This is a genomic window from Bacillus cihuensis, assembly GCF_000504145.1.
GTDB lineage: Bacteria > Bacillota > Bacilli > Bacillales > DSM-1321 > Peribacillus > Peribacillus huizhouensis.
This window is the reverse complement of sequence record NZ_KI632499.1, coordinates 124312-144627: the sequence shown is the minus strand read 5'-3', so window position 1 is coordinate 144627 and position 20316 is coordinate 124312. Positions and strand designations below refer to the sequence as shown.

Annotated in this window: 17 protein-coding genes; 3 read left to right on the top strand and 14 right to left on the bottom strand. The window is 38.2% G+C overall.

Features of this window, described 5'->3' with window-relative positions; genetic code table 11:
- Window positions 1-234: 234 nt before the first annotated feature.
- The 8 genes from V179_RS0124955 to V179_RS0124920 form a co-directional block, all read right to left on the bottom strand.
- Window positions 235-867, bottom strand: a complete 633-nt coding sequence (locus V179_RS0124955; protein ID WP_028393885.1) for a response regulator — start codon at window positions 865-867, stop codon at window positions 235-237.
- Window positions 860-1906: a sensor histidine kinase gene (locus V179_RS0124950; RefSeq protein WP_028393884.1), complete on the bottom strand. Its 1047-nt coding sequence runs from the start codon at window positions 1904-1906 to the stop codon at window positions 860-862. The genes V179_RS0124955 and V179_RS0124950 overlap by 8 nt, the downstream gene beginning before the upstream one ends.
- On the bottom strand, window positions 1903-2646 hold the full coding sequence (gene liaF / locus V179_RS0124945) for a cell wall-active antibiotics response protein LiaF (protein ID WP_028393883.1): 744 nt from the start codon (window positions 2644-2646) through the stop codon (window positions 1903-1905). The genes V179_RS0124950 and liaF overlap by 4 nt, the downstream gene beginning before the upstream one ends.
- A 343-nt stretch (window positions 2647-2989) precedes the next feature.
- Window positions 2990-3637, bottom strand: coding sequence for a PspA/IM30 family protein (locus tag V179_RS0124940; protein WP_028393882.1), 648 nt, complete (start codon window positions 3635-3637; stop codon window positions 2990-2992).
- 116 nt (window positions 3638-3753) lie between these two features.
- Complete coding sequence (locus tag V179_RS0124935; RefSeq protein WP_028393881.1) at window positions 3754-4098, bottom strand: lmo0954 family membrane protein; 345 nt, start codon at window positions 4096-4098, stop codon at window positions 3754-3756.
- A 244-nt stretch (window positions 4099-4342) separates the two neighbouring features.
- Window positions 4343-5668 (bottom strand): DEAD/DEAH box helicase, encoded by a 1326-nt coding sequence (locus tag V179_RS28710; protein ID WP_034302568.1) that lies wholly within the window; start codon window positions 5666-5668, stop codon window positions 4343-4345.
- A gap of 638 nt (window positions 5669-6306) precedes the next feature.
- The gene (locus V179_RS0124925) at window positions 6307-6876 is read right to left on the bottom strand and encodes a hypothetical protein (RefSeq protein WP_028393880.1); all 570 of its coding nucleotides are present in this window, start codon (window positions 6874-6876) and stop codon (window positions 6307-6309) included.
- A 9-nt stretch (window positions 6877-6885) separates the two neighbouring features.
- Window positions 6886-8070 carry a ParM/StbA family protein gene (locus V179_RS0124920; RefSeq protein WP_028393879.1) on the bottom strand — a complete coding sequence of 395 codons (1185 nt, stop codon included), beginning with the start codon at window positions 8068-8070 and terminating at the stop codon, window positions 6886-6888.
- 480 nt (window positions 8071-8550) lie between these two features.
- On the opposite strand from V179_RS0124920, the gene V179_RS0124915 reads away from it, so the two are divergent.
- Both V179_RS0124915 and V179_RS28705 read left to right on the top strand, forming a co-directional pair.
- Window positions 8551-10089, top strand: a complete 1539-nt coding sequence (locus tag V179_RS0124915; protein WP_028393878.1) for an FAD-dependent oxidoreductase — start codon at window positions 8551-8553, stop codon at window positions 10087-10089.
- Window positions 10090-10300: 211 nt separating this feature from the next.
- Entirely contained in the window at window positions 10301-10975 is a 675-nt protein-coding gene (locus V179_RS28705) for an SIMPL domain-containing protein (protein ID WP_051405126.1), read from the top strand.
- A 3-nt stretch (window positions 10976-10978) separates the two neighbouring features.
- On the opposite strand, the gene purU is transcribed toward V179_RS28705, so the two are convergent.
- On the bottom strand, window positions 10979-11878 hold the full coding sequence (gene purU, locus V179_RS0124905; protein WP_028393877.1) for a formyltetrahydrofolate deformylase: 900 nt from the start codon (window positions 11876-11878) through the stop codon (window positions 10979-10981).
- 573 nt (window positions 11879-12451) lie between these two features.
- Here purU and V179_RS0124900 point away from each other — a divergent pair.
- Window positions 12452-14107 carry a glutamine--tRNA ligase/YqeY domain fusion protein gene (locus tag V179_RS0124900; protein ID WP_028393876.1) on the top strand — a complete coding sequence of 552 codons (1656 nt, stop codon included), beginning with the start codon at window positions 12452-12454 and terminating at the stop codon, window positions 14105-14107.
- A gap of 151 nt (window positions 14108-14258) precedes the next feature.
- Here the strand turns inward: V179_RS0124900 and V179_RS0124895 are convergent, their stop codons facing one another.
- The 5 genes from V179_RS0124895 to V179_RS0124875 all read right to left on the bottom strand — a co-directional run bounded on the left by V179_RS0124895 (window position 14259) and on the right by V179_RS0124875 (window position 19261).
- A complete protein-coding gene (locus V179_RS0124895) occupies window positions 14259-15020 on the bottom strand; it encodes a 5-oxoprolinase subunit PxpA (RefSeq protein ID WP_028393875.1) in 762 nt (253 codons plus the stop codon).
- Window positions 15021-15030: 10 nt separating this feature from the next.
- Window positions 15031-16032, bottom strand: coding sequence for a 5-oxoprolinase subunit C family protein (locus V179_RS0124890; RefSeq protein ID WP_028393874.1), 1002 nt, complete (start codon window positions 16030-16032; stop codon window positions 15031-15033).
- On the bottom strand, window positions 16016-16735 hold the full coding sequence (gene pxpB / locus V179_RS0124885; protein ID WP_028393873.1) for a 5-oxoprolinase subunit PxpB: 720 nt from the start codon (window positions 16733-16735) through the stop codon (window positions 16016-16018). Before pxpB ends, V179_RS0124890 begins: the two co-directional genes overlap by 17 nt.
- A gap of 172 nt (window positions 16736-16907) precedes the next feature.
- Window positions 16908-17879 carry a peptide-methionine (R)-S-oxide reductase MsrB gene (gene msrB / locus V179_RS0124880; protein WP_028393872.1) on the bottom strand — a complete coding sequence of 324 codons (972 nt, stop codon included), beginning with the start codon at window positions 17877-17879 and terminating at the stop codon, window positions 16908-16910.
- A 203-nt stretch (window positions 17880-18082) separates the two neighbouring features.
- Complete coding sequence (locus V179_RS0124875) at window positions 18083-19261, bottom strand: NupC/NupG family nucleoside CNT transporter (RefSeq protein WP_028393871.1); 1179 nt, start codon at window positions 19259-19261, stop codon at window positions 18083-18085.
- Window positions 19262-20316 lie beyond the last annotated feature (1055 nt).

The window sequence follows — 20316 nt, the reverse complement described above, 5'->3', positions numbered from 1 at the left end:
CTAAGGCTCTACGATGGAAAAGGTTCAAATTCTAGAATTGTATAACCTAACGAAGGTGGTGGTGCAAAGCTGATCCTGCGAAGCCCCGCCCCTTTTCCACAGAGAAAAAAGAGGCCCAACTTATGATAATCTGATTAGTGCATTTCCTCATGTCACCTAAACAGATTCTCTTTTAGTTGTAGCCTAAAAAGCAGACTTCTATAAGCAGGTACTTAACGCCTGACTCCTTTTGTCTTACTCCACCAAAGAATGCTTAAATGCATAAATAACTGCCTGTGTACGGTCTTGAACATCAAGCTTACTTAAAATGCTACTCACATGCACTTTGGCTGTTTTTAAAGCAATAAATAGTTCATCTGCAATTTCCTGATTTGTTTTTCCCTGTGCCATTAAAAGTAGGATTTCCATTTCTCGATTGGTCAATGATTCATGGGCAGCTGATTCTGGTTTCTTCCTCATCTTCGCCATCATTTTACCGGTAACTTCTGGTTCAAGCACAGTTTGACCATGAAATGTAGAACGCACAGCGTTAGCGATTTCACTCGCTTTTGAAGTTTTCAGCATATAACTTGTTGCTCCCGCTTCTAAAGCAGGATATACTTTCTCATCATCCAAAAAGCTCGTCACGATAATAATTTTCGCCTCTGGCCATTGTTCAATAATTAATCTGGTTGCTTCAATTCCGTCCATTTCCTTCATAACCAGGTCCATCAAGATGATATCAGGTCGCAATTCAAGCGCCATTCTCACACCCGCTGCTCCATCATCCGCTTCGCCAATTACTTGAATATCTGACTGCGCCGACAAATAGGCTGAAACACCAATTCGAACCATTTCATGATCATCCACAAAAATAACATTAATCACCTTGCTCACCTCCCGCACTTAGCATCGGTATTTTCACTTCAAGTCTTGTTCCTTTATTTAAAAGGCTAATGATCTTAAGTGTTCCACCTACTTCAACCGCCCGTTCATACATATTGTTCATGCCATATGAGCCAGCTTTATTCGTTTCTACGTCAAAACCAACCCCATCATCAACAATCCGCAAAATTAACAAACCATCTCGTTCGATCAATAAAACTTCCAGCGAATTCGCCTTTGCATGGCGTAATGTATTAGAAACAGACTCTTGAAGAATTCGAAAAAGATGGTCTTCTATCCCTTTCTTTAATGGAATAGGCTCAAGCTTCCACTTTACCTTCATAGGGACTTTTTGTGATAATTCCACAAGCAATTCCTCGATCCCTTCTTGTAAAGATTTATTATGAAGAGGTACAGGCCGCAAATGTAACAACAACGCCCTCATCTCAAGTTGTGATTGATGAATCATACCCTCAACCATCTTAAGCTGTTTAGCACTACTAGTATCTTCATCACCGGTTGACTCAGTAATTGCCGACATAAGCATCGAAGCGGCGAAAAGTTGTTGGCTGACAGAATCATGTAGTTCCCGCGCTAATCGATTTCTTTCTCTTACAACCATCTCCTGAATTCTTTTCTCTTGATCTTCTGCTTTATCATTTGCCAACTTCTGTGATAATTTAATTTGTTCAGAGACTTGATGATGTACCTGGACAATTTGTTTCGATATCGTCGTTAATTCCAAAACAGAGTAGTTTTCATTGCTGGATGGTGGTCGTCCTTGTTCTACGAGATAGAGTTCATCACTAATCTCTTTTAGCTGCCTCTTCCAAGACAAACCTGCTACGATGCCACATCCAATTCCAATTAGAACAATCAAGCTAATGTAAAACAAGATAAATGGCAGATCCATCACTTTTGTTTCCCACAACAACCCCCAGTTGTTCAACGGAAATGAAAAAAAGAGACCACCTGTTAACACAAGGCCAATCAAAAATGCTAAACCCATAGAAGCTGCAATTTGCCGCGTTACGATATTCATACTCGCTTCACCTCGATATCGCCCACTACAACTGAAGTGATGAGATGAATTCTTTGATCCGCCGCATCAAACTCTTTCGTTTGATAAGAAAGAATTTGATTGTATACCTTCGTTTCTTGTTTTTGAAAAATGGCTGCTCTTCCCGCAATGACAGAATGATGAATCCTGACTTCAGTATCATATGGGATGAGTACTTGCAAATTACCTACAAAGCTTTGAATGGAAATAACCACTTCACCTTTCGGGAGAATGGTGTGACTTAAATCAATAACCGTATCGCCAATCCCGCGTTGTATATTAATATTGTTCCATTCATACACATCATCTGTAGTCTTCTGATGGCCCATCAGTTTATTTTCGAACAAATACTCTTTTTTCAATAATGGCTCTGACTCTATCTGTTCCTTTTTTTGTTCTGGCTCTATTAAATATGGTTTAACCCACTCTGGATTTTTCTTCGACTGAAAGTAAACAAGCAAAATATAAACGAAAATAGCAAAAACGAAAAACTTAAAAATCATCATATTTAACACTATAATGATCGAACTGACAATCCCAATTAAATATAAGATTTTCCCTAAAGACCGTGGCGATAATTTTCTACCGATATACAGACAACCAATTGATAAAGCAAGCGAGTAGATAAGCCCTCCATCAAAGAAGACAATTTCAGATATAAGAAGGATGATACCAATGAGAAATAGCCAGCCTAAGTATTCTGTTTTCAGTTGTTTAAACATAGGGAACTCCTCCGTTAGCTGTCTCGTTCAATTCTATTAATTTGCTGTCATCCGCCACCTATATAGGAGATGAAGGTTTTTCAACAATTTAAGATAGAACGAATGAGGGAGTCTCATAAAGGTCTAACCTCACTCTCTAAATCAGTACATAGTGTCTCATACATGTATCTTATACTGTCTTTAGAAGTTATCGGGTCTGACTCTTCACTTGGGACACCCTCATTTAGAATACCATGAGTTTTATATGAAGGAAAAGGGGACATAGTTTTGTACACTTAAAGCGTGCAATTAATTAAAGTTACATTACCTATTCCTTCTCTATATTTGATGGTATTAAATATTTTTATGATATCGATTGTGTATCTTTATTTTTCAGATCCTTTTCCAACTGAATAATCTTTGCGTCAATTGTGTTGCGGTGATAGGATGAGTTAATCCCGTGTTCAAGCCGGTCCAAATAGCTTTCCATTTCTTCAAATTTAGCAATCGGCTTATTCGAATAAACAGTCGTATCTAAAACTGTATTAATACGGTGATGTGCACGTGCTATATTTTCACGCCCCATTAACTCCATTCGTTTTATGCTCATATCTTTTAGTTTATGCTTCATTTCACGATACTTTTGTTCAAGCTCGCTTAGTTGCTTTTCATTTTCTTGAAGTGCCTCTTTAAGGCGTACAGCCCGCTCTGCATATTGTTGACTTTCTATATCCGCAAAGTTTTGCAACTCACTTTCTCCTGCTTGATCAGCAACCCCTGCTTGATGCTTTCGTTTTTCCGCAAGATCAGTCGCTTCTTGAAGCTCTTTTTGAAATTCATTTTTTAATAGATATTGGCGTTCTACCATTTTACGTACTTTTTCAGTTTCAGCCTCACATTGGCGTAGGTACTGATTTAATAAAGCAATCGGGTTCTTTTCTTCTTTTTTATCTAACATTTCATGAAAATCCGCAGAAATTGTTTGTTTAATTCTTGAGAATAAGTTAGTCATATAAATTCCTCCTAATAGTCGGGCGGTTCTCGACCACCTTGTTATTCATAGGTAAGCTAGGCAAGTTGAACGTATTTCACTTTTTACCTTTGCGAATGATGTCATACCTATTTATCTTATTTGTTTAAATCTGCCCATTGCTTTTCAAAATTTGTAAATGGATCATTACTTTCTTCGATGATCGTTTCTTTTGATTTATTCCATTTGCGGTACACAACATAGAGAATATATGCTGCAATAAGTCCTAACACTGAAGGGAAACTTGAGATAGCAAAGCTCAAGGCAATTAACAGGACGATCACCCAAGCAATTTTTGCAACTACCGATTCTGTGCTTAGTAATTGTTTGAAACTGTAATACAGAATCCCTAAAGAGATGACTAAACCGATAAGTGGTCCAACATTTGCGAGCAAAATAAGCGCTGCAATTGCCCCCACTATAAATAATCCGAACTTTTTCATTTCGTTTTCCTCCTTTCGTCATTTCGTATTTCTAGCATATCTAGTTTTGACATTTCCCATAACGAGCTAGAGGTATATTTTCAAGTACGTCTTAAGGCGTATATTTTCTAGACAAGCCAAAAAAGCTTGTCATAATAGCAAAGGGTCCGATCCCGTAGCTCTTACACACAATATTAAATGCACATGTTATGCACTATATACTGTATAAAGAGGTCAAGATCAGACCCTGATAACATTATCTTTACTACCTAGATCGTCGATTACTTCCTCTTGATGAAGAAGAACGAGTAGAAGCTGTTGAATCTCGATAACTTCCACCTGCACTCTGACGTTTTCTTCCGCTTTCTTTCTTCTGCCCCTTACTCTCTATTCCATGACGCTTGTTGTAATCCTGACGCGCATTATTCCCCTGAGGACGCTTTTTCTTACGCGGAGCTTCTGCTGTTTCATTCACTTTAATTCCATCAAATCTTCTTCGCTCCAATTTTAATTGAATCCCTTTTTCTATCTCCAACAGTTCTTCCTCGTCTTTTGCAGCAACAAAGGTAACTGCTAATCCATGTTCACCAGCTCGCCCCGTACGTCCAATCCGATGAATATAACTTTCTGTATCTTCTGGAATATCATAATTAAACACATGAGTAACCCCTTCAACATCCAGACCCCGTGCTGCTACATCTGTTGCTACTAATACTTGAATCACCGCATCACGAAAGCTTTTCATTACCCGTTCTCTCTTCGCTTGAGATAAATCTCCATGTAGTTCATCCACGCTATATCCTGCATTTTTCAAAGCATCATACAATTTAGACACTCTACGTTTTGTTCTACAAAAAATGATCGCCAAGAATGGACGTTCTTCATCAATCATTTTAAACAACGTCGCTTGTTTGGCACGATCTGTTGTTTCTATTACTACTTGGCGAATCTCTTTTACAGTTACACCTTCACTTTTAACTGATATTGTGACAGGACTGTTCATAAAACGTTTCGCTAGCTGTTTTACCTGATCAGGCATGGTTGCTGAGAACAATAAGGTTTGTCTTTCAATTGGAAGATGTTCAATAATTTCTTCTACCTCTGGCAAAAAACCAATATGAAGCATTTGATCCGCTTCATCCAACACAAGCTTGTCAACCTGCGAAAGATCAATCGTTCCACGTCTCATATGATCAAGGAGCCTCCCTGGAGTCGCAACAACAACAGAAATACCCCGTTCAAGCTTTTTCATTTGACGTTCCACATCTTGCCCCCCGTACACAGCCAAAACATTTAACCCGTCAATATGGTCCGCGAACTTCTGAAGTTCTGCAGTAATCTGCAGGGCAAGCTCTCTTGTTGGTGTTACAATAAGCGATTGAATATGTCGAACTTGAACATCCACCGTTTCAATAATAGGAAGCAAAAACGCCAATGTTTTTCCTGTTCCCGTTTGTGCCTTTGCAATGACATCCTTTTTTGCAATAATTTCAGGAATTGCACGTTCTTGAATCGATGTCGGTTCATAAATTCCATTCTGATTCAACATCTGTTCAACCGTTAAACGAATCCCAAGTTCCGTAAATTTCATTTTATTCCAGCCTACTCTCCGTACATTTTTAGTTAAAATACTTATGCCAGTATACCATTTCTTAAAGTTGCTATAGTGTTATGAAAACATAACTATTATTTTAAGGAAATTAGCAGCGTTTCATCTTCCATCTATTTTAGCTTAGAAAATGACATATTTTTCGAGGTATGTTTCCTATGAGCACTTTAAATATTGTTCCCCCTTCTTGATTTGATTAAAACGAACAAGATCTTTTCATTTTCCCGCATTAACGATAGTAAAACCCCACCTCAAAACTTAGAAGAATCAAAGAAAATTTGGTGGGGGATAACTACCCGTAAAAGCCCGATTGGTGAGATACAGTGAAATTTACCGCCGTGATCTTCAGCGGTTTAGTTGAGGCCCACAGGATGCGAGTCACTAAAGACGAAGACATGAGGACGGGTCGTACTTAGTCTGAGTTCGTTGAATAGGGTTCGTACTGTCGATTGATCGAAGCGAAAGCGAAGATCTTAGCGACAGTAGAACAGGACTAACAAATTCGATTGTTGCATTCTTTAATCTCAAAATAAAAAGATCTGCCTCATCTACTATTCTCAGTTCAACTACTAGCGAATAACTGAATAGAAAGGATGAGGTCAGACCTTAGGGCATCTTCACTACTTATTCATTTGTGCAAGAAAATCACCTAATAAATCATCTAGATCTTCTTCTTGCTCACTTTCTTCAATAGATTCTGTTTCTTGATCCATTTGCCCCCAATCGAAGTCATCTAAATCAAGAACAGGATCTTTTAATTGATCCTGAATATCTTCTTCATCACTCAGCTCCTGTTCTGCTGAAGCAACTGATTCTTCTTGTAAATACAAGGCATCATCAATATCAAGTGCATTGCTATTTAAAGATGCAAGCAGAGCAGTTGCCCGGAGCGGGTCTGTTAATAGCTGGTAAACAATACTCCCAAGCAAGGCTTCAGAGTGTGCGTGCTTCAACCAATCCCGTTGTGATTTACTTAATTTATGAGGCAAGGGAATCGCAATCATTTCTTGATCTTGAAAGGTTGTACGTCCTACGCTTTCCATTACATATTCTGCAATAGTGCTGGAAAAATTACGTTTTTCCGTCTCCTTTAGTTTTCGCAATTGCCTTAACGTGTGATCTGGAGCATCAGAAGGAATTCGAAAGGTAATGGCTTGTCCCCTTTGAATACTTGGAGTAGTTTTTTTCATTCATTACACCTATTTAGCGGAACCTGTTTTTTGCTCTTCCTTTTTCGCTTCTATTTTTGAGTTTTTTCTAACAAAATCCGTTATTAATTTGTAATACGCATTCGACATCATCCAGATACTTTCTTTCTCATCTTCAAAGAAATCAATGTTGTAGCCATCTAAATGATTATTCAGTGCCTTTAAATAATCCTTCAATACGATGGAACCACCGCCTATAAAATAGCAAATTTCTGTTTGCGAATTTTTTTGCCAAACATTACGTAAATGACGGTATTGTTTTTTTGCAAGTTCACCAAGAATTCGATCCGTAATATCATGAACACTTGTTCTAGACCCACGAACCATAATGTGATTACGATCGTTTTTCTTAGTAATGATTTCTACTACATCACGTCTACTATCAAGTTCAACACCGTGCTTTTTGCGAATTTCCTCACGAATGGCTTCCAACGCTTCTGCTACACCAAGATTAAAGCCTTGCGCTTTATCATCATCAACTTTACGATTTTTAATTACAGCGATATCTGTAGATAATCCACCTATATCCTGAATTAATATTTGTTTGTCAATTAAGTCTCGATTAATAACGTTTGAATTGTTATCCATCACAAGGTTAATATACGCCGCAAACCCTTCTGGATACACCTTCACTTCATCAAACTTAATATTTACTTTCAATCCTTGATATTTAGGGGTTATTAAAAACTCTACTTGATGGACAGAGCCTAATAGTTTAGACCGGTACCCTACATCTCGTCCTTCTTTTACTTCACGAAGCGGTAATCCTGTTCCAAGAGTATAGTTCGCATCGATTACATTATTTGTTTTTTTGAAAGCAGCTGCTTGTTTTTCATTAACTGCATCAAGTGCTAAGGTAGCAAACAACATAACCAGTGTTTGATCTTCCTCCGATTTGCTACTCCCAGGATCTAATTCAAAAGGATTATCACTTTTTGTTGCCAAATTCCCAACTCGATAAATCGCATTATTTTCCAAAAGAGCAGGGGAGTGAACACGAATATGGATTCCTTCAATAGGGTCTTGTTGATCAAGATCCTCAATTCCAATTACAGGACGGTCCTCAACATCACGAGCGATAACATTCGGAATATATAGTTCCGAATCCATCTTTCCAAATATAGCTTTGATTGCATCATTTCCTACATCGACTGCAGCAATTCTTGACGTACTCATTTAATCAATCCCTTCTACTCACTTTGAGTATGTAATGTGGATATTACTTCTATTTAAGAATATGAAAGTTTAAGAGATTGGTCAATAATCCAATAGACGCAGATGTTACAATATTTTTGTACACATTTTCGTATACAATACATCTAAACATGTACACATCGCTTTAAATCAACATGTGTACATGTTTGTATACTTGTAAACGTTATTCGTGTACATTGTTTACATTTTTGTGTACAAGTAAACGAAATTGTAAACATTAATTCTTATTACCTGAATTCAGGTAATATATTACCCTATCGGATAAACAGTCATCCTCTATCACTTATCGCTGTTTTACTTTCTTCCTAATCATCTCATCCTTTTAAAAAGTAACGTGTATAACCGAATAAATCTGGGTATGGTAATAACTGGGCATCTTTAAATATGACTACTCGTTCTACTCTACACTTATTTATTTAGACTATTAGGAGGCACCATTCCATGCCAAACCAAAATAAACATTATCAAAATTTACCACAATACCCGGAACCTTATTGGCGGGACCATCTTTCCTTCCCAAATTTCCCAAAGCTAACTCAAGATATAGAAACTGATGTTGCTATAGTTGGCGGAGGAATTACCGGAATCACTAGTGCTTACCTCCTTGCAAAAAGAGGAATACGGACAGTACTTATCGAGGCCGGTTCTCTTTTGACTGGTACGACAGGACATACCACTGCGAAGATCACTGCACAACACGGCTTAATTTATGATCAACTCATTACTGATCATGGTGAAGAAAAAGCAAAATTATATTATCAAGCGAATATAGAAGCGATGGACTTTATTCAGAAAACAGCTGATACACATCGTATTGATTGTGATTTAACGAAAGAAGATGCCTACGTTTACGCTGAAACAGATGAATATGCTAAGCAAATTGAAAGTGAAATGAAAGCATATGAAAGACTTGGAATTCCTGGTGAATATACCGATACCATTCCTTTTTCCATTCCGTGTCAGGCGGCAATTGTTATGAAAAATCAATATCAGTTCCATCCATTGAAATATCTAACCGGTTTACTCCCTCATATAACAAGCGCCCATGGGGCAATTTTTGAACATACGACAGCAATGAAAGTCCAGGATGGGGAAAAACCAGTAATTATTACAGACAATGGGGCAACAATAACATGTAATTATGTGATAACAGCTTCACATTTCCCATTCAATGACGAAATGGGACTCTATTTTGCAAGAATGCATGCAGAACGCTCTTATGTATTAGCTGTTAAAACGAAGAATGAGTTCCCTGGTGGAATGTATATTAGTGCAGACAATCCAACGAGAACATTTCGTTATACCGATTTAAATGGGGAAAAACTCGTTCTTATAGGGGGCGAAACGCATAAAACGGGACAAGGGATTTCCATGATCGAGCATTACGAAATGGTCCATGACTTTGCAGAAAAACATTTTGGAATTAACGATATTCCTTATCGCTGGTCAGCACAAGACTATGTAACTCCTGATAAATTACCATATATCGGCCCGATAACGGCCAATCATCCAAACGTACTGGTAGCAACAGGTTATGCTAAATGGGGAATGACAAAAGGAACAATTGCAGCAAAAATTATGACAGATGCGATCGTAAACGAAGAAAATCGCTACTCAGAGCTCTTTAGCCCTTCACGTTCGCATTTTAAAGGTGCAGCGAATATTGTAAAAGACAATCTTGATGTTGCAAAACACTTAATTCAAGGAAAGTTTGCGATGGTGTCTATAATGCCAGAGGATTTAAAGAATGACGAAGGAGCCATAGTAAAGGTTAATGGAGACAAAGCAGGATGTTACCGTGATATGGATGGAACTCTGCATATAGTAGACTCCACCTGTACCCATATGGGCTGTGAAGTAGAATGGAACAGTGGCGAGCGAACATGGGACTGCCCTTGCCATGGTTCTCGATACTCGATAACCGGGGAGGTTCTGGAAGGACCAGCCGTTGAGCCATTAAAACAAATTACACTAGACTAGCCCTCAGTTTAAGAACATGAAGAGGGTGTCACAAGGGGCTGACCTCGCACTCTAAATCAGTTTGTAGTGTTCCGAACACTGTATTTAGCTGTTGCGTAGTCTGACTCTTTTCTTTTGACCCCCTCTTTAATTCTTTAATAAAGGCATGTTCACCTGACGTTTATCGTATCTTAATAGATAGAAATCGCTCAGAAAGGATGTGTTCTTTTACATGAATTACGAGTCCTTCCCTCCATTTCAAGGTGAAGCCAATTATCATTCACGTGAGTGTCCTAACAAATTAACCGTTAACGGTGAAGCAACCATTCAAGCTTCTCCAAATCAGGCGATTATTACATTAGGTGTAATCACAGAAAATAAGGACCCTATGTTGGCGCAACAGCAAAATGCTACAGCAATGGCCAAAATTCTTACAGGATTAGGTAACCTCGGCATTCCAGATGACCAAATTAAAACGAAGGAATATCGTATGGATCCCCAATATGAATATCTGGATGGTAAAGAGATCTTCAAAAATTACAAAGTACATCATATGATTGAAATTCAAACAAAAAATATTGATCGAGTTGGCAACATCGTTGACACATCCATCAAAAATGGAGCCAACTCTGTTTCAAATATTCGTTTTTCATTATCCAATCATGATATGTATTATCATCAAGCGCTTGAACTTGCCTTCCAAAATGCCAAACAAAAAGCATTAGCATTAGCGAAGGCTGCTAATATTACTTTGCAACAAATTCCCGAAACCATTGAAGAAATCCCAACTGGATTACAGCCAGTTCTATATCAAACTAGCTTCGTAGCAAAGGCTGCCTCTACACAAATTCAACCTGGTGAATTAGAAATTAAAGCGAGTGTAAAAGTCATTTATACGTTTCATTAACCTTTAAAATACAACCGTTTTATTATGATGAACGATAATTCGATCCTCGAGATGCCATCTAACAGCACGAGCCAATACCCTTCTCTCGATGGAACGGCCGATTTTCTTCAGATCATCCGTATGATCCCGATGATCAACTCGATCCGTATCTTGCTCAATAATCGGCCCTTCATCGAGGTCATTAGTCACATAATGGGAAGTCGCTCCTATTAATTTTACCCCACGGTCATAGGCCCGCTCATACGGTCTTGCTCCAATAAATGCTGGTAAAAAGGAATGATGAATATTAATAATCCGATTTGGGTGAGCCGAGACAAAATCAGGAGTTAGAATTTGCATATATCTTGCCAAGACAATCAAATCCACTTCATATTCTTCGAGAAGTTTTAGTTGCTTTGCCTCTACCTCTTTACGAATGTCTCTATTAGCAGGTAAATAATAAAACGGAATGTGAAGAGATTCAACGATTTCACGAGCATCTTCGTGATTACTAATAACAAGTGCAATATCTGCTAGTAAATCCCCACTTTGCCATTCCCAAAGCAATTCCAGCAAACAATGAGGCTCTTTTGAAACAAATATTGCAATTTTCTTAAGATCACTTACATTCGTATATTTCCACTGCATCGAAAACTTGGATGCTATCGGTTCAAAAGCTTCCGCCATCGCCTTCGCCTTCTTCTCTAACTCAGGACATTCAAATTCAATTCTTGTAAAAAATGTCCCCCCATTAGGGTCCATTGAATATTGACTTAATTCGACGATATTCGCATCAAATTCTTGTAAAAAGGTAGATACAGCTGCAACAATGCCTGGCTGATCAGGACATTTTATCATTAGTCGACCTGTATTTTTATGAGTTTCCTTAAATGCAGGAAGGTGATCCTGAGCAAATGGTGTCATAATTATTCCAACTTTCTTTACTAGATTTGCTCTATTATACTTCATTCCTGTATTTGAACAAAGTGAATAATCATAGAAAAGGCCACCATTTCCCATGAAGGATCAATCATGTAGCAAGCTACACTCGCCTAATCACAATGGTGGAGGTGAAGAACCAGATTACGGGGTCCTTTCTTAATATGGTAAGTATATCTGCAAAGGCTATATTAGTAAGTCGCGAAGCCCCTTCCCCATATGATATGTTGGAGTTGACCATTCCCCATTTTTATTCATTTTCTAGTATTTTTTACAAATATATTTGATAAAATTAGTGAGTCAATAGAATGAACAAGTTCTTTATATCCTTAAACTACTTTATCATCCACTAATCTTCTAAGATCTATTTTCATCTAGGGTAATCCATGCTTATTTGGAAAAGATATGAATAAGGAGTGGGTAGACGACCGATAATGGATGCATGCCTAATTTTACAATGGGCATAATCCATGGAAAAAAAACTGTATTTATGGTATATATGGAGATAAAATTAAATGTAAATTATACGAGTTTATATTTGAAAGAGGTCGAAACTAATTGGAACATAATTCTTCGAATTTTATAAGAAATATTATTAAAGAAGATTTAGAAACAGGAAAGCATGATCACATCATCACTCGCTTTCCACCTGAACCTAATGGATATTTACACATTGGACATGCTAAATCAATCATTTTAAACTTTAGTGTAGCCGATGAATTTGGCGGAAAAACCAATCTGCGTTTCGATGATACGAATCCACTGAAGGAAGATATAGAGTACGTGAATTCTATCAAAGAAGATGTAAAATGGCTTGGCTATGACTGGGATAACCTGTTCTTTGCATCCAATTACTTCGATGAAATGTACGACCGTGCTGTTTTATTAATCAAGAAAGGCTTAGCCTATATTGATGATTTAAATGCTGATGAAATTCGTGAATATCGAGGTACGTTAACGGAGCCTGGCAAAAACAGTCCATATCGTGACCGTTCTATTGAAGACAATCTAGAACTTTTTGAAAAAATGCGCAATGGTGAATTTGCAAACGGTGAAAAAGTTCTACGTGCAAAAATTGATATGACTTCTCCAAATATCAACCTTCGTGACCCTGTCATTTATCGAATTGCACATGCTACCCACCATAATACAGGTGATAAATGGTGTATTTATCCGATGTACGCTTTCGCTCACCCACTTGAGGATGCGATTGAAGGTGTGACACATTCCCTTTGTACACTTGAATTTGAAGACCAACGTCCACTTTATAATTGGGTTGTTGAGCAATGTGAAATGAAAAGCGTCCCTCAACAATATGAGTTTGGTCGTTTAAATCTGACAAATACCGTTATGAGTAAACGTAAACTGAAGCAACTTGTCGATGAAGGCGTTGTGGATGGATGGGATGATCCTCGTATGCCAACCATCTCAGGGTTAAGAAGACGTGGGTACACACCTGAAGCCATTCGTGCTTTCTGTCAAGAAATCGGTGTATCAAAAGCATACGGTACTATTGATAGCCAAGTTCTTGATCATTTTGTTCGTGAAGATTTGAAGCTAAAAGCACCTCGGACAATGGGAATCTTAAAACCACTTAAAGTGGTGATTACCAATTACCCAGAAGGCCAAGTAGAGTGGCTTGAAGCAGAAATTAATCCGGAAAATCCTGAAATGGGCACGAGACAAATTCCATTCTCACGTGAAATTTATGTGGAGCAAGACGACTTCATGGAAAATCCACCGAAGAAATACTTCCGTCTTTTCCCGGGCAATGAAGTTCGCTTAAAACATGCTTATTTCATTAAATGTGAGGAAGTAATTAAGGACGAAGATGGCAATGTAATTGAGCTACGTTGCACATATGATCCGGAAACGAAAAGTGGGTCTGGATTTACTGGTCGTAAAGTGAAAGGAACATTGCACTGGGTAGATGCTACTCATGCAGTACCTGCAGAGTTCCGTAATTATCAACCTTTAATTCTTGATGAAGAGCCAAGTGAAGATGAAGAAGAAAAATCTTTCCTCGAGCTTATTAATCCTGATTCCCTTGAGATTCTACAAGGATTTGTAGAGCCCAATATGAAAGATATTCAACCGCAAGATAAGTTCCAATTCTTCCGTCACGGCTATTACAATGTAGATCCGAAGCATACATCAGACGGACAATTAGTTCTGAATCAAATCGTTGAATTAAAAAGCTCGTTTAAACTATAAGAGTAAGAGGCTGTCTGAAACAGATTTGTACTCACATCTTCTATACAGTTTATTTATGATATTATCGCCATATTATAAACTGTATAGAGTAAATGTGGGTGCTAATCTTTTCGAGACCGCCTCTTTTCTCTTTTATATGAGCATGCAATTTTTATCTTTTTATTCTACTGACTTCAATTCCAGCATGCACTAGCGATTCAGAAATAAACTTAGCTATTTCAACCGCATGCTCGCTATCTCCGTGAATGCAAACCGTATCTGCGCGGATCGATAATTCTGTTCCTTGGATTGTTTTTACTTTATGTTCTCGAACCATCTTCAACACTTGAGCAGCAGCAAGCTTTGACTCTGTAATTGTTGCATTAGCTTCTTTTCTAGAAGTTAATGTGCCATCTTGTTGATACGTTCGATCAGAAAAAACTTCCGATGCTGTATGTAAGCCGATTTTCTCTCCTGACTTGATTAGTTCACTACCAGCTAGTCCGAATAAAATCAGTTCTGGGTCTACTTGATATATGGCTTCTGCGATTGCATTGGCCATTTCTTTGTTTTTCGCTGCCATATTATAAAGAGCTCCATGCGGTTTTACATGTGCAAGGTTGCCCCCTTCTGCTTTGACAAAGGCAGATAATGCACCAATTTGATACAAAACAAGATCGTTTATCTCTTTAGGAGTCATGCTAATGTCCCTTCTTCCAAAACCGACTAAGTCTTGAAAGCCTGGGTGAGCACCAATTCCAACATTTTTCTCTAAAGCAAGCTTCACCGTTTTCCTCATTGTAGAAGGATCGCCTGCGTGAAAACCACAAGCAATATTTGCAGAACTAACGTAATTTAGGATTTCCTCATCTCTTCCCATCCTATATGCACCAAAGCTTTCGCCCAGATCACAGTTTAAATCAACTTTAAGCATTCTATCCCTCCTATCTGTGTAAAAGCGAGATACCCAATCTTAATTGTTTAATCTGCTCTTCTCTTTTTAAATATTTCAATTGAGACTCTTCGACCGAAATTAGTCTAAATTGCAACTTATCTCCTGGTTTTGCTTGTGCAATGACTGGTAAATCGACCGACGAGATTTGGGCAATTTTCGGATAGCCACCTGTCGTTTGCCGATCAGCCATTAAGACAATTGGGTTTCCTTCTGCTGGTACTTGGATCGTTCCAAAGCTAACCGCCTCCGACACCATTTCTTTATCTGTAGATAAAGCGAGGTGGCACCCATTTAGTCGGTAGCCCATCCGATCAGATTGTGAGGACACCATAAACTCTTCTCGAAAAAAAGCCTGTTTGCTTTCTTCCGTAAACCAGTGATATTGACGACCTACAATCACCCTAATTGGCTTTTTATCTATATAGCATGCTGTGATCATCGGATCGACCTTCCACGTAGCCTCGATATAATCTCGTTCCCCTATCTCATTAGATAATTGCTGAAAAATCCGTTTACTACATGAACCCATTCGTTCCATATTAAGGACATCGCCTGCTTTTAACTGACGACCGAGAAATCCGCCTATTCCTGCTCTTATATAAGTAGAATCACTACCCATCACTGTTGTAACTTGATAACTACCAGCCACAGCTAGATATGCGCGGCAACCCGTTTTACATGGTCCAAATGAAAGCTTGCTACCCTTTCTAACTAAAATAGGGCGCCAGAGATCAACCGGAACACCATTAATTTTCGGAGATAAATTCCCTCCTGCAAGTGAAATAAGGGTGTTTTCAGTAAATTCAATAACTGGACCTATTAGTGTAATTTCAAGAGCTGATTTGTTTTCTTCATTCCCAACTAGAAGATTGGCTATTCTATGTGCCAACTGATCCATAGCTCCGCTTGCAATGACTCCATACTTCTGCAAACCATATCTGCCTAAATCCTGAACAGTTGTAAGTAGGCCAGGTTTAATGATTTTTATCATCCCTATCCTCCCAATCGATGTATTCCTGATACGTAATTTCTTTAAATGTAACTAAATCCCCCGCTTGTAATAAACTAGGCGGATTATTGAAAGGACGGAACAATTGAATCGGTGACCGGCCAATTATTTGCCAGCCTCCGGGAGTTTCGATAGAGTAAATACCTGTTTGATTCCCCGCTATCCCAACTGAACCTGCAGGAATTGTTAAGCGGGGGGTTTCCTTCCTTGGTGCAGCAATTTTTTCAGACATGCCGCCCATATATGGAAAACCAGGCGCGAAGCCAATCATATGTACGTTGTAAGTAGTTGTTTTATGAATTCTAACAACTTCTTCAATGCTAAGTCCGTTATGGCTAGCTACAAAATCTAGATCAGGGCCTAATTCTCCTCCATAGCAGACTGGAATTTCTACCACTCTTGGATCTTGAGTTTCTTCCAATAATAATCCAGCCATACCCTCCCGCAGTTTCTCACACGCTTTATCATATGGATAATGACCATCCTTAACAAGTTCATGATGCCCCATATCATATAACACCGTCACAGTCGTAAATGCCGGAATATACTCAATCATCCACTCAAATCGATTTTGATCAAGAAAAGAAGCAACTGCACGGACTTTCTTCTGTATATCTAGAGAAATTGTAGTCCCCAGTTCAATCATAATTCCATTGTCTCCAAATGGGTGTAATTGATAGTCCATATTCCACCTCCAGCTTAAATTGTACTATTTTCAAATTATATAAATCCACTTTCCCTTTTTTAATTAGTCATCTTGCAAGAAGTACCATTTCCTTTTTTATAAAAAAATAGCCGTTCGCTACAGAATGACTACTCACTTACTTTTATTGCATGCTTTATTCTGCCCGTACTCATTATTTCAAATGAAATAATAGAAGCAAATCCCCATATCCTTCTTCTTCCATACTTTCTTTTCGGATAAATCGTAAAGCAGCAGAATTAATACAATAGCGTAGTCCCTTTGGACCAGGACCATCTTCAAAAACATGGCCTAAATGTGAGTCGGCTTCTTTACTACGCACTTCTGTTCTTGTCATACGATGGCTTAGATCAACACTTTCCTTCACATATCCGGAAAGTATTGGCTTAGTAAAACTCGGCCAACCACAGCCACTGTCAAATTGATTACTCGAACTGAATAAAGGCTCTCCTGAAACAATATCTACGTAAATACCTTCCTGCTTATTATCCCAATATTGGTTTTCAAAAGGTGGCTCCGTGCCATTTTCTTGAGTCACAAAGTACTGCATAGCAGATAATCGTTCTTTCAGTTCCGATTTATCCTTTGGCCAATGTTCCTTTAGAAAAGAATCACGACCACTTCCTTGTCGATATAAAGCATATCGAAATGCATTTTTTTTGTAAAAATCCTGATGGTATTCTTCTGCTTTATAGAAAGTTCCAGCCTTCCGGATTGCAGTAATAATTGGTTTTTGAAACCGACCAGATTCCGCTAATTGCACTTTAGATTTCTCAGCTTCACTCTTTTGATGCTCATTATGATAAAATATGACAGACTGATACGCTGTTCCTCGATCAGAAAACTGCCCGACTGCATCCGTTGGATCGATCTGCTGCCAATATAAGTCTAATAATTTTGTATAAGATACTTTTACAGGGTCATACGTAATCTGAACTGCTTCTACATGCCCAGTAGTGCCTACCTTCACTTGTTTATACGTAGGATTTGGTTCATGTCCACCTGTATAACCGGAAACAACCTGATGAATTCCCTCCATTTCATCAAAAGGAGATACCATACACCAAAAACAGCCACCAGCAAACGTTGCTATTTGTACTTCCCTTCTCTCCAAACAATCATTCATCTACTTCTTCACTCCTTTTACAATCTAAACCTTCATCATCGGGGATATTAACAGCTGTTAAACAAAGAAAAAGTACTATACAAGAACCATCTCAAAAAAGGGTCCGGACCACGCAACTCTCCAGACAGTATAAGTGGATTTCATACTTTATACTATATGGAGGGTTCGAGATCAGACCCTTTAGACAACTTTATCTTTTTTGATTATAGGATAAAGCTTACGATTACTGATGTTAATACACTAACTAATGTTGCACCGTATAAAAGCTTCAAGCCAAATCGGGCAACAACGTTTCCTTGTTTTTCATGAAGGCCTTTAACCGCACCAGAAATGATGCCAATTGAGGAAAAGTTTGCGAATGAAACAACGAATACAGAAATGATTCCGACTGATCGTTCACTTAAGCTAGATGCTACATCACTTAAAGAAAGCATAGCTACGAATTCGTTTGTGACCAATTTTGTAGCCATGATGCCGCCAGCCGTTACTGACTCTGAGACGGGAACCCCCATTAGAATGGCAAATGGCGCAAAGACGTATCCAACAATACCTTGGAATGAAATGCCAAATATTAAATCAAACAAGCTATTCAGACCTGCCATTAATGCAACAAAGCCAATTAACATGGCAGCAACAATAATTGCGACCTTGAAGCCATCAATAATGTATTCTCCTAGCATTTCAAAAAAGCTTTGCTTTTCCGCTTGAACGTCGAGAATGTCTTCTCCTTCTGTTACAGTGTACGGATTAATAATGGAAGCAATAATGAATCCACCAAATAAGTTAATGACAATCGCCGTTACGACATATTTCGGGTCAATCATCGTCATATAAGCCCCAACAATTCCCATAGAGACCGTAGACATCGCTGAGGCGCATAATGTGTAAAGACGATGAGGCGGCAACTGCCCAAGCTGCTTTTTCACGGTAATGAATACTTCAGATTGTCCAACAAGTGCAGACGCTACAGCATTGTAAGACTCTAGTTTCCCCATGCCATTCACTTTGCTAAGTGCCCAACCAATCCATTTCATTATAAAAGGCAGAACTTTAATATGCTGTAAAATTCCAATCAATGCAGAAATAAATACAATTGGAAGTAGAACATTTAGGAAGAAAGGGAATGAACCTTCATTTGCAATTCCACCAAAAACAAACACAACCCCTTCATTCGCAAATTCTAACAACTTCGTAAATCCAGTTGCGATTGCTTGAATGACATTGAGACCAATTTTAGTGTTCAATAATACATAGGCTAGGATTAACTGGATAATAATCATCATCATAATTGGTTTGACTTTTACTTGTTTACGATTGTTACTTGCAACCCAAGCAAGACCAAGAACAACAATTAAGCCTACGATCGAGATTAAATAATTCATTTGTCGCCTCCACTAGCAGTTTTTTAAGGTTGAACGTCTGACTACGAATCTTACCTATAAGTTTTTTCTACAACTTATATCATGCCCAAATACACAGCACATTTCTCCTAAACGAAAACGTATTCAAAAGAGATATCAATCCAATTTATCCCTGTACATTGTTCAATTGATAAGATCATTAAGCAAAATTGATTATAGCAAAAACATATTAAGCTAACAAGATATACAAGGTAAAGACTCCTTCTAAAGACATAAATTAGCGCTATTTTATTTAGTTCTATTATAGTAATTCCCTTCTTCCTCATACTTATTAGTAAAATAATAATATGATTACGAACTGTTTTATATTATATTAATATAATGAAAATTCTAAAAAATGAAAGGAGATGCCACAAAAAAATATGATATTTCACTCTATAAACCGTTTATCCAAATGGCTGTTTTCGTATCCTTTGTTGCTTTATATAATATGTACACTACTATCCTGGGTTGATTTCCATTACAGGAACTCGCTTTTCCCACTGGAGTCTCACGCCTTCCACTCCAATCCACATAGTACCAAATTCAACAACAAGGTTTAACATAGCCATTCTTTTAAATTGGCTACCTATTTTGCAAATATTAATAGCCCTTATAAAAACCCCTTAGCGTTATGGCACTTCTGCCCAGTAATAAGCGAAAAGCATTAGAGGTTTAATTATGTACTTCCCTTATTTAGTTAAAAGTAACCTTGAAATAGATACAATTCGTCCACGCAAACTTGATTAGCCTAAAGGCAAGCATTCTAAGCAGACAGTGGTTCCGCTTATCGGATGAATTGTGAGTTGGTTTGCATTGATTTCCACTAGATAAATTAAGTTATTCGCTCCGTATAGTATGTTAAATAACAAGGCTGTTTTCACATACTTTGTTGCTTTTCAATCATTTTTACACTAATAACCCGGGTTGATTTCCGTTGCAGGTACTCGCTTTCCGCGGCGGTCTCAGAAGCCTCCTCAGTGCTTTGCACTTGCGGGGTCTCCCCCAACACGCTTTTCCCGCAGGAGTCTCGCACC

Coding starts and splice junctions, on each gene's coding strand:
- V179_RS28710 (WP_034302568.1), bottom strand. CDS start 5,668: ATGAAATTTACGGAACTTGGGATTCGTTTAACGGTTGAACAGATGTTG.
- V179_RS0124925 (WP_028393880.1), bottom strand. CDS start 6,876: ATGAAAAAAACTACTCCAAGTATTCAAAGGGGACAAGCCATTACCTTT.
- V179_RS0124915 (WP_028393878.1), top strand. CDS start 8,551: ATGCCAAACCAAAATAAACATTATCAAAATTTACCACAATACCCGGAA.
- pxpB (WP_028393873.1), bottom strand. CDS start 16,735: ATGGACTATCAATTACACCCATTTGGAGACAATGGAATTATGATTGAA.
- V179_RS28705 (WP_051405126.1), top strand. CDS start 10,301: ATGAATTACGAGTCCTTCCCTCCATTTCAAGGTGAAGCCAATTATCAT.
- V179_RS0124895 (WP_028393875.1), bottom strand. CDS start 15,020: ATGCTTAAAGTTGATTTAAACTGTGATCTGGGCGAAAGCTTTGGTGCA.
- msrB (WP_028393872.1), bottom strand. CDS start 17,879: ATGAATGATTGTTTGGAGAGAAGGGAAGTACAAATAGCAACGTTTGCT.
- V179_RS0124935 (WP_028393881.1), bottom strand. CDS start 4,098: ATGAAAAAGTTCGGATTATTTATAGTGGGGGCAATTGCAGCGCTTATT.
- V179_RS0124890 (WP_028393874.1), bottom strand. CDS start 16,032: ATGATAAAAATCATTAAACCTGGCCTACTTACAACTGTTCAGGATTTA.
- V179_RS0124920 (WP_028393879.1), bottom strand. CDS start 8,070: ATGAGTACGTCAAGAATTGCTGCAGTCGATGTAGGAAATGATGCAATC.
- V179_RS0124940 (WP_028393882.1), bottom strand. CDS start 3,637: ATGACTAACTTATTCTCAAGAATTAAACAAACAATTTCTGCGGATTTT.
- V179_RS0124950 (WP_028393884.1), bottom strand. CDS start 1,906: ATGAATATCGTAACGCGGCAAATTGCAGCTTCTATGGGTTTAGCATTT.
- V179_RS0124875 (WP_028393871.1), bottom strand. CDS start 19,261: ATGAATTATTTAATCTCGATCGTAGGCTTAATTGTTGTTCTTGGTCTT.
- liaF (WP_028393883.1), bottom strand. CDS start 2,646: ATGTTTAAACAACTGAAAACAGAATACTTAGGCTGGCTATTTCTCATT.
- purU (WP_028393877.1), bottom strand. CDS start 11,878: ATGACACCATTTGCTCAGGATCACCTTCCTGCATTTAAGGAAACTCAT.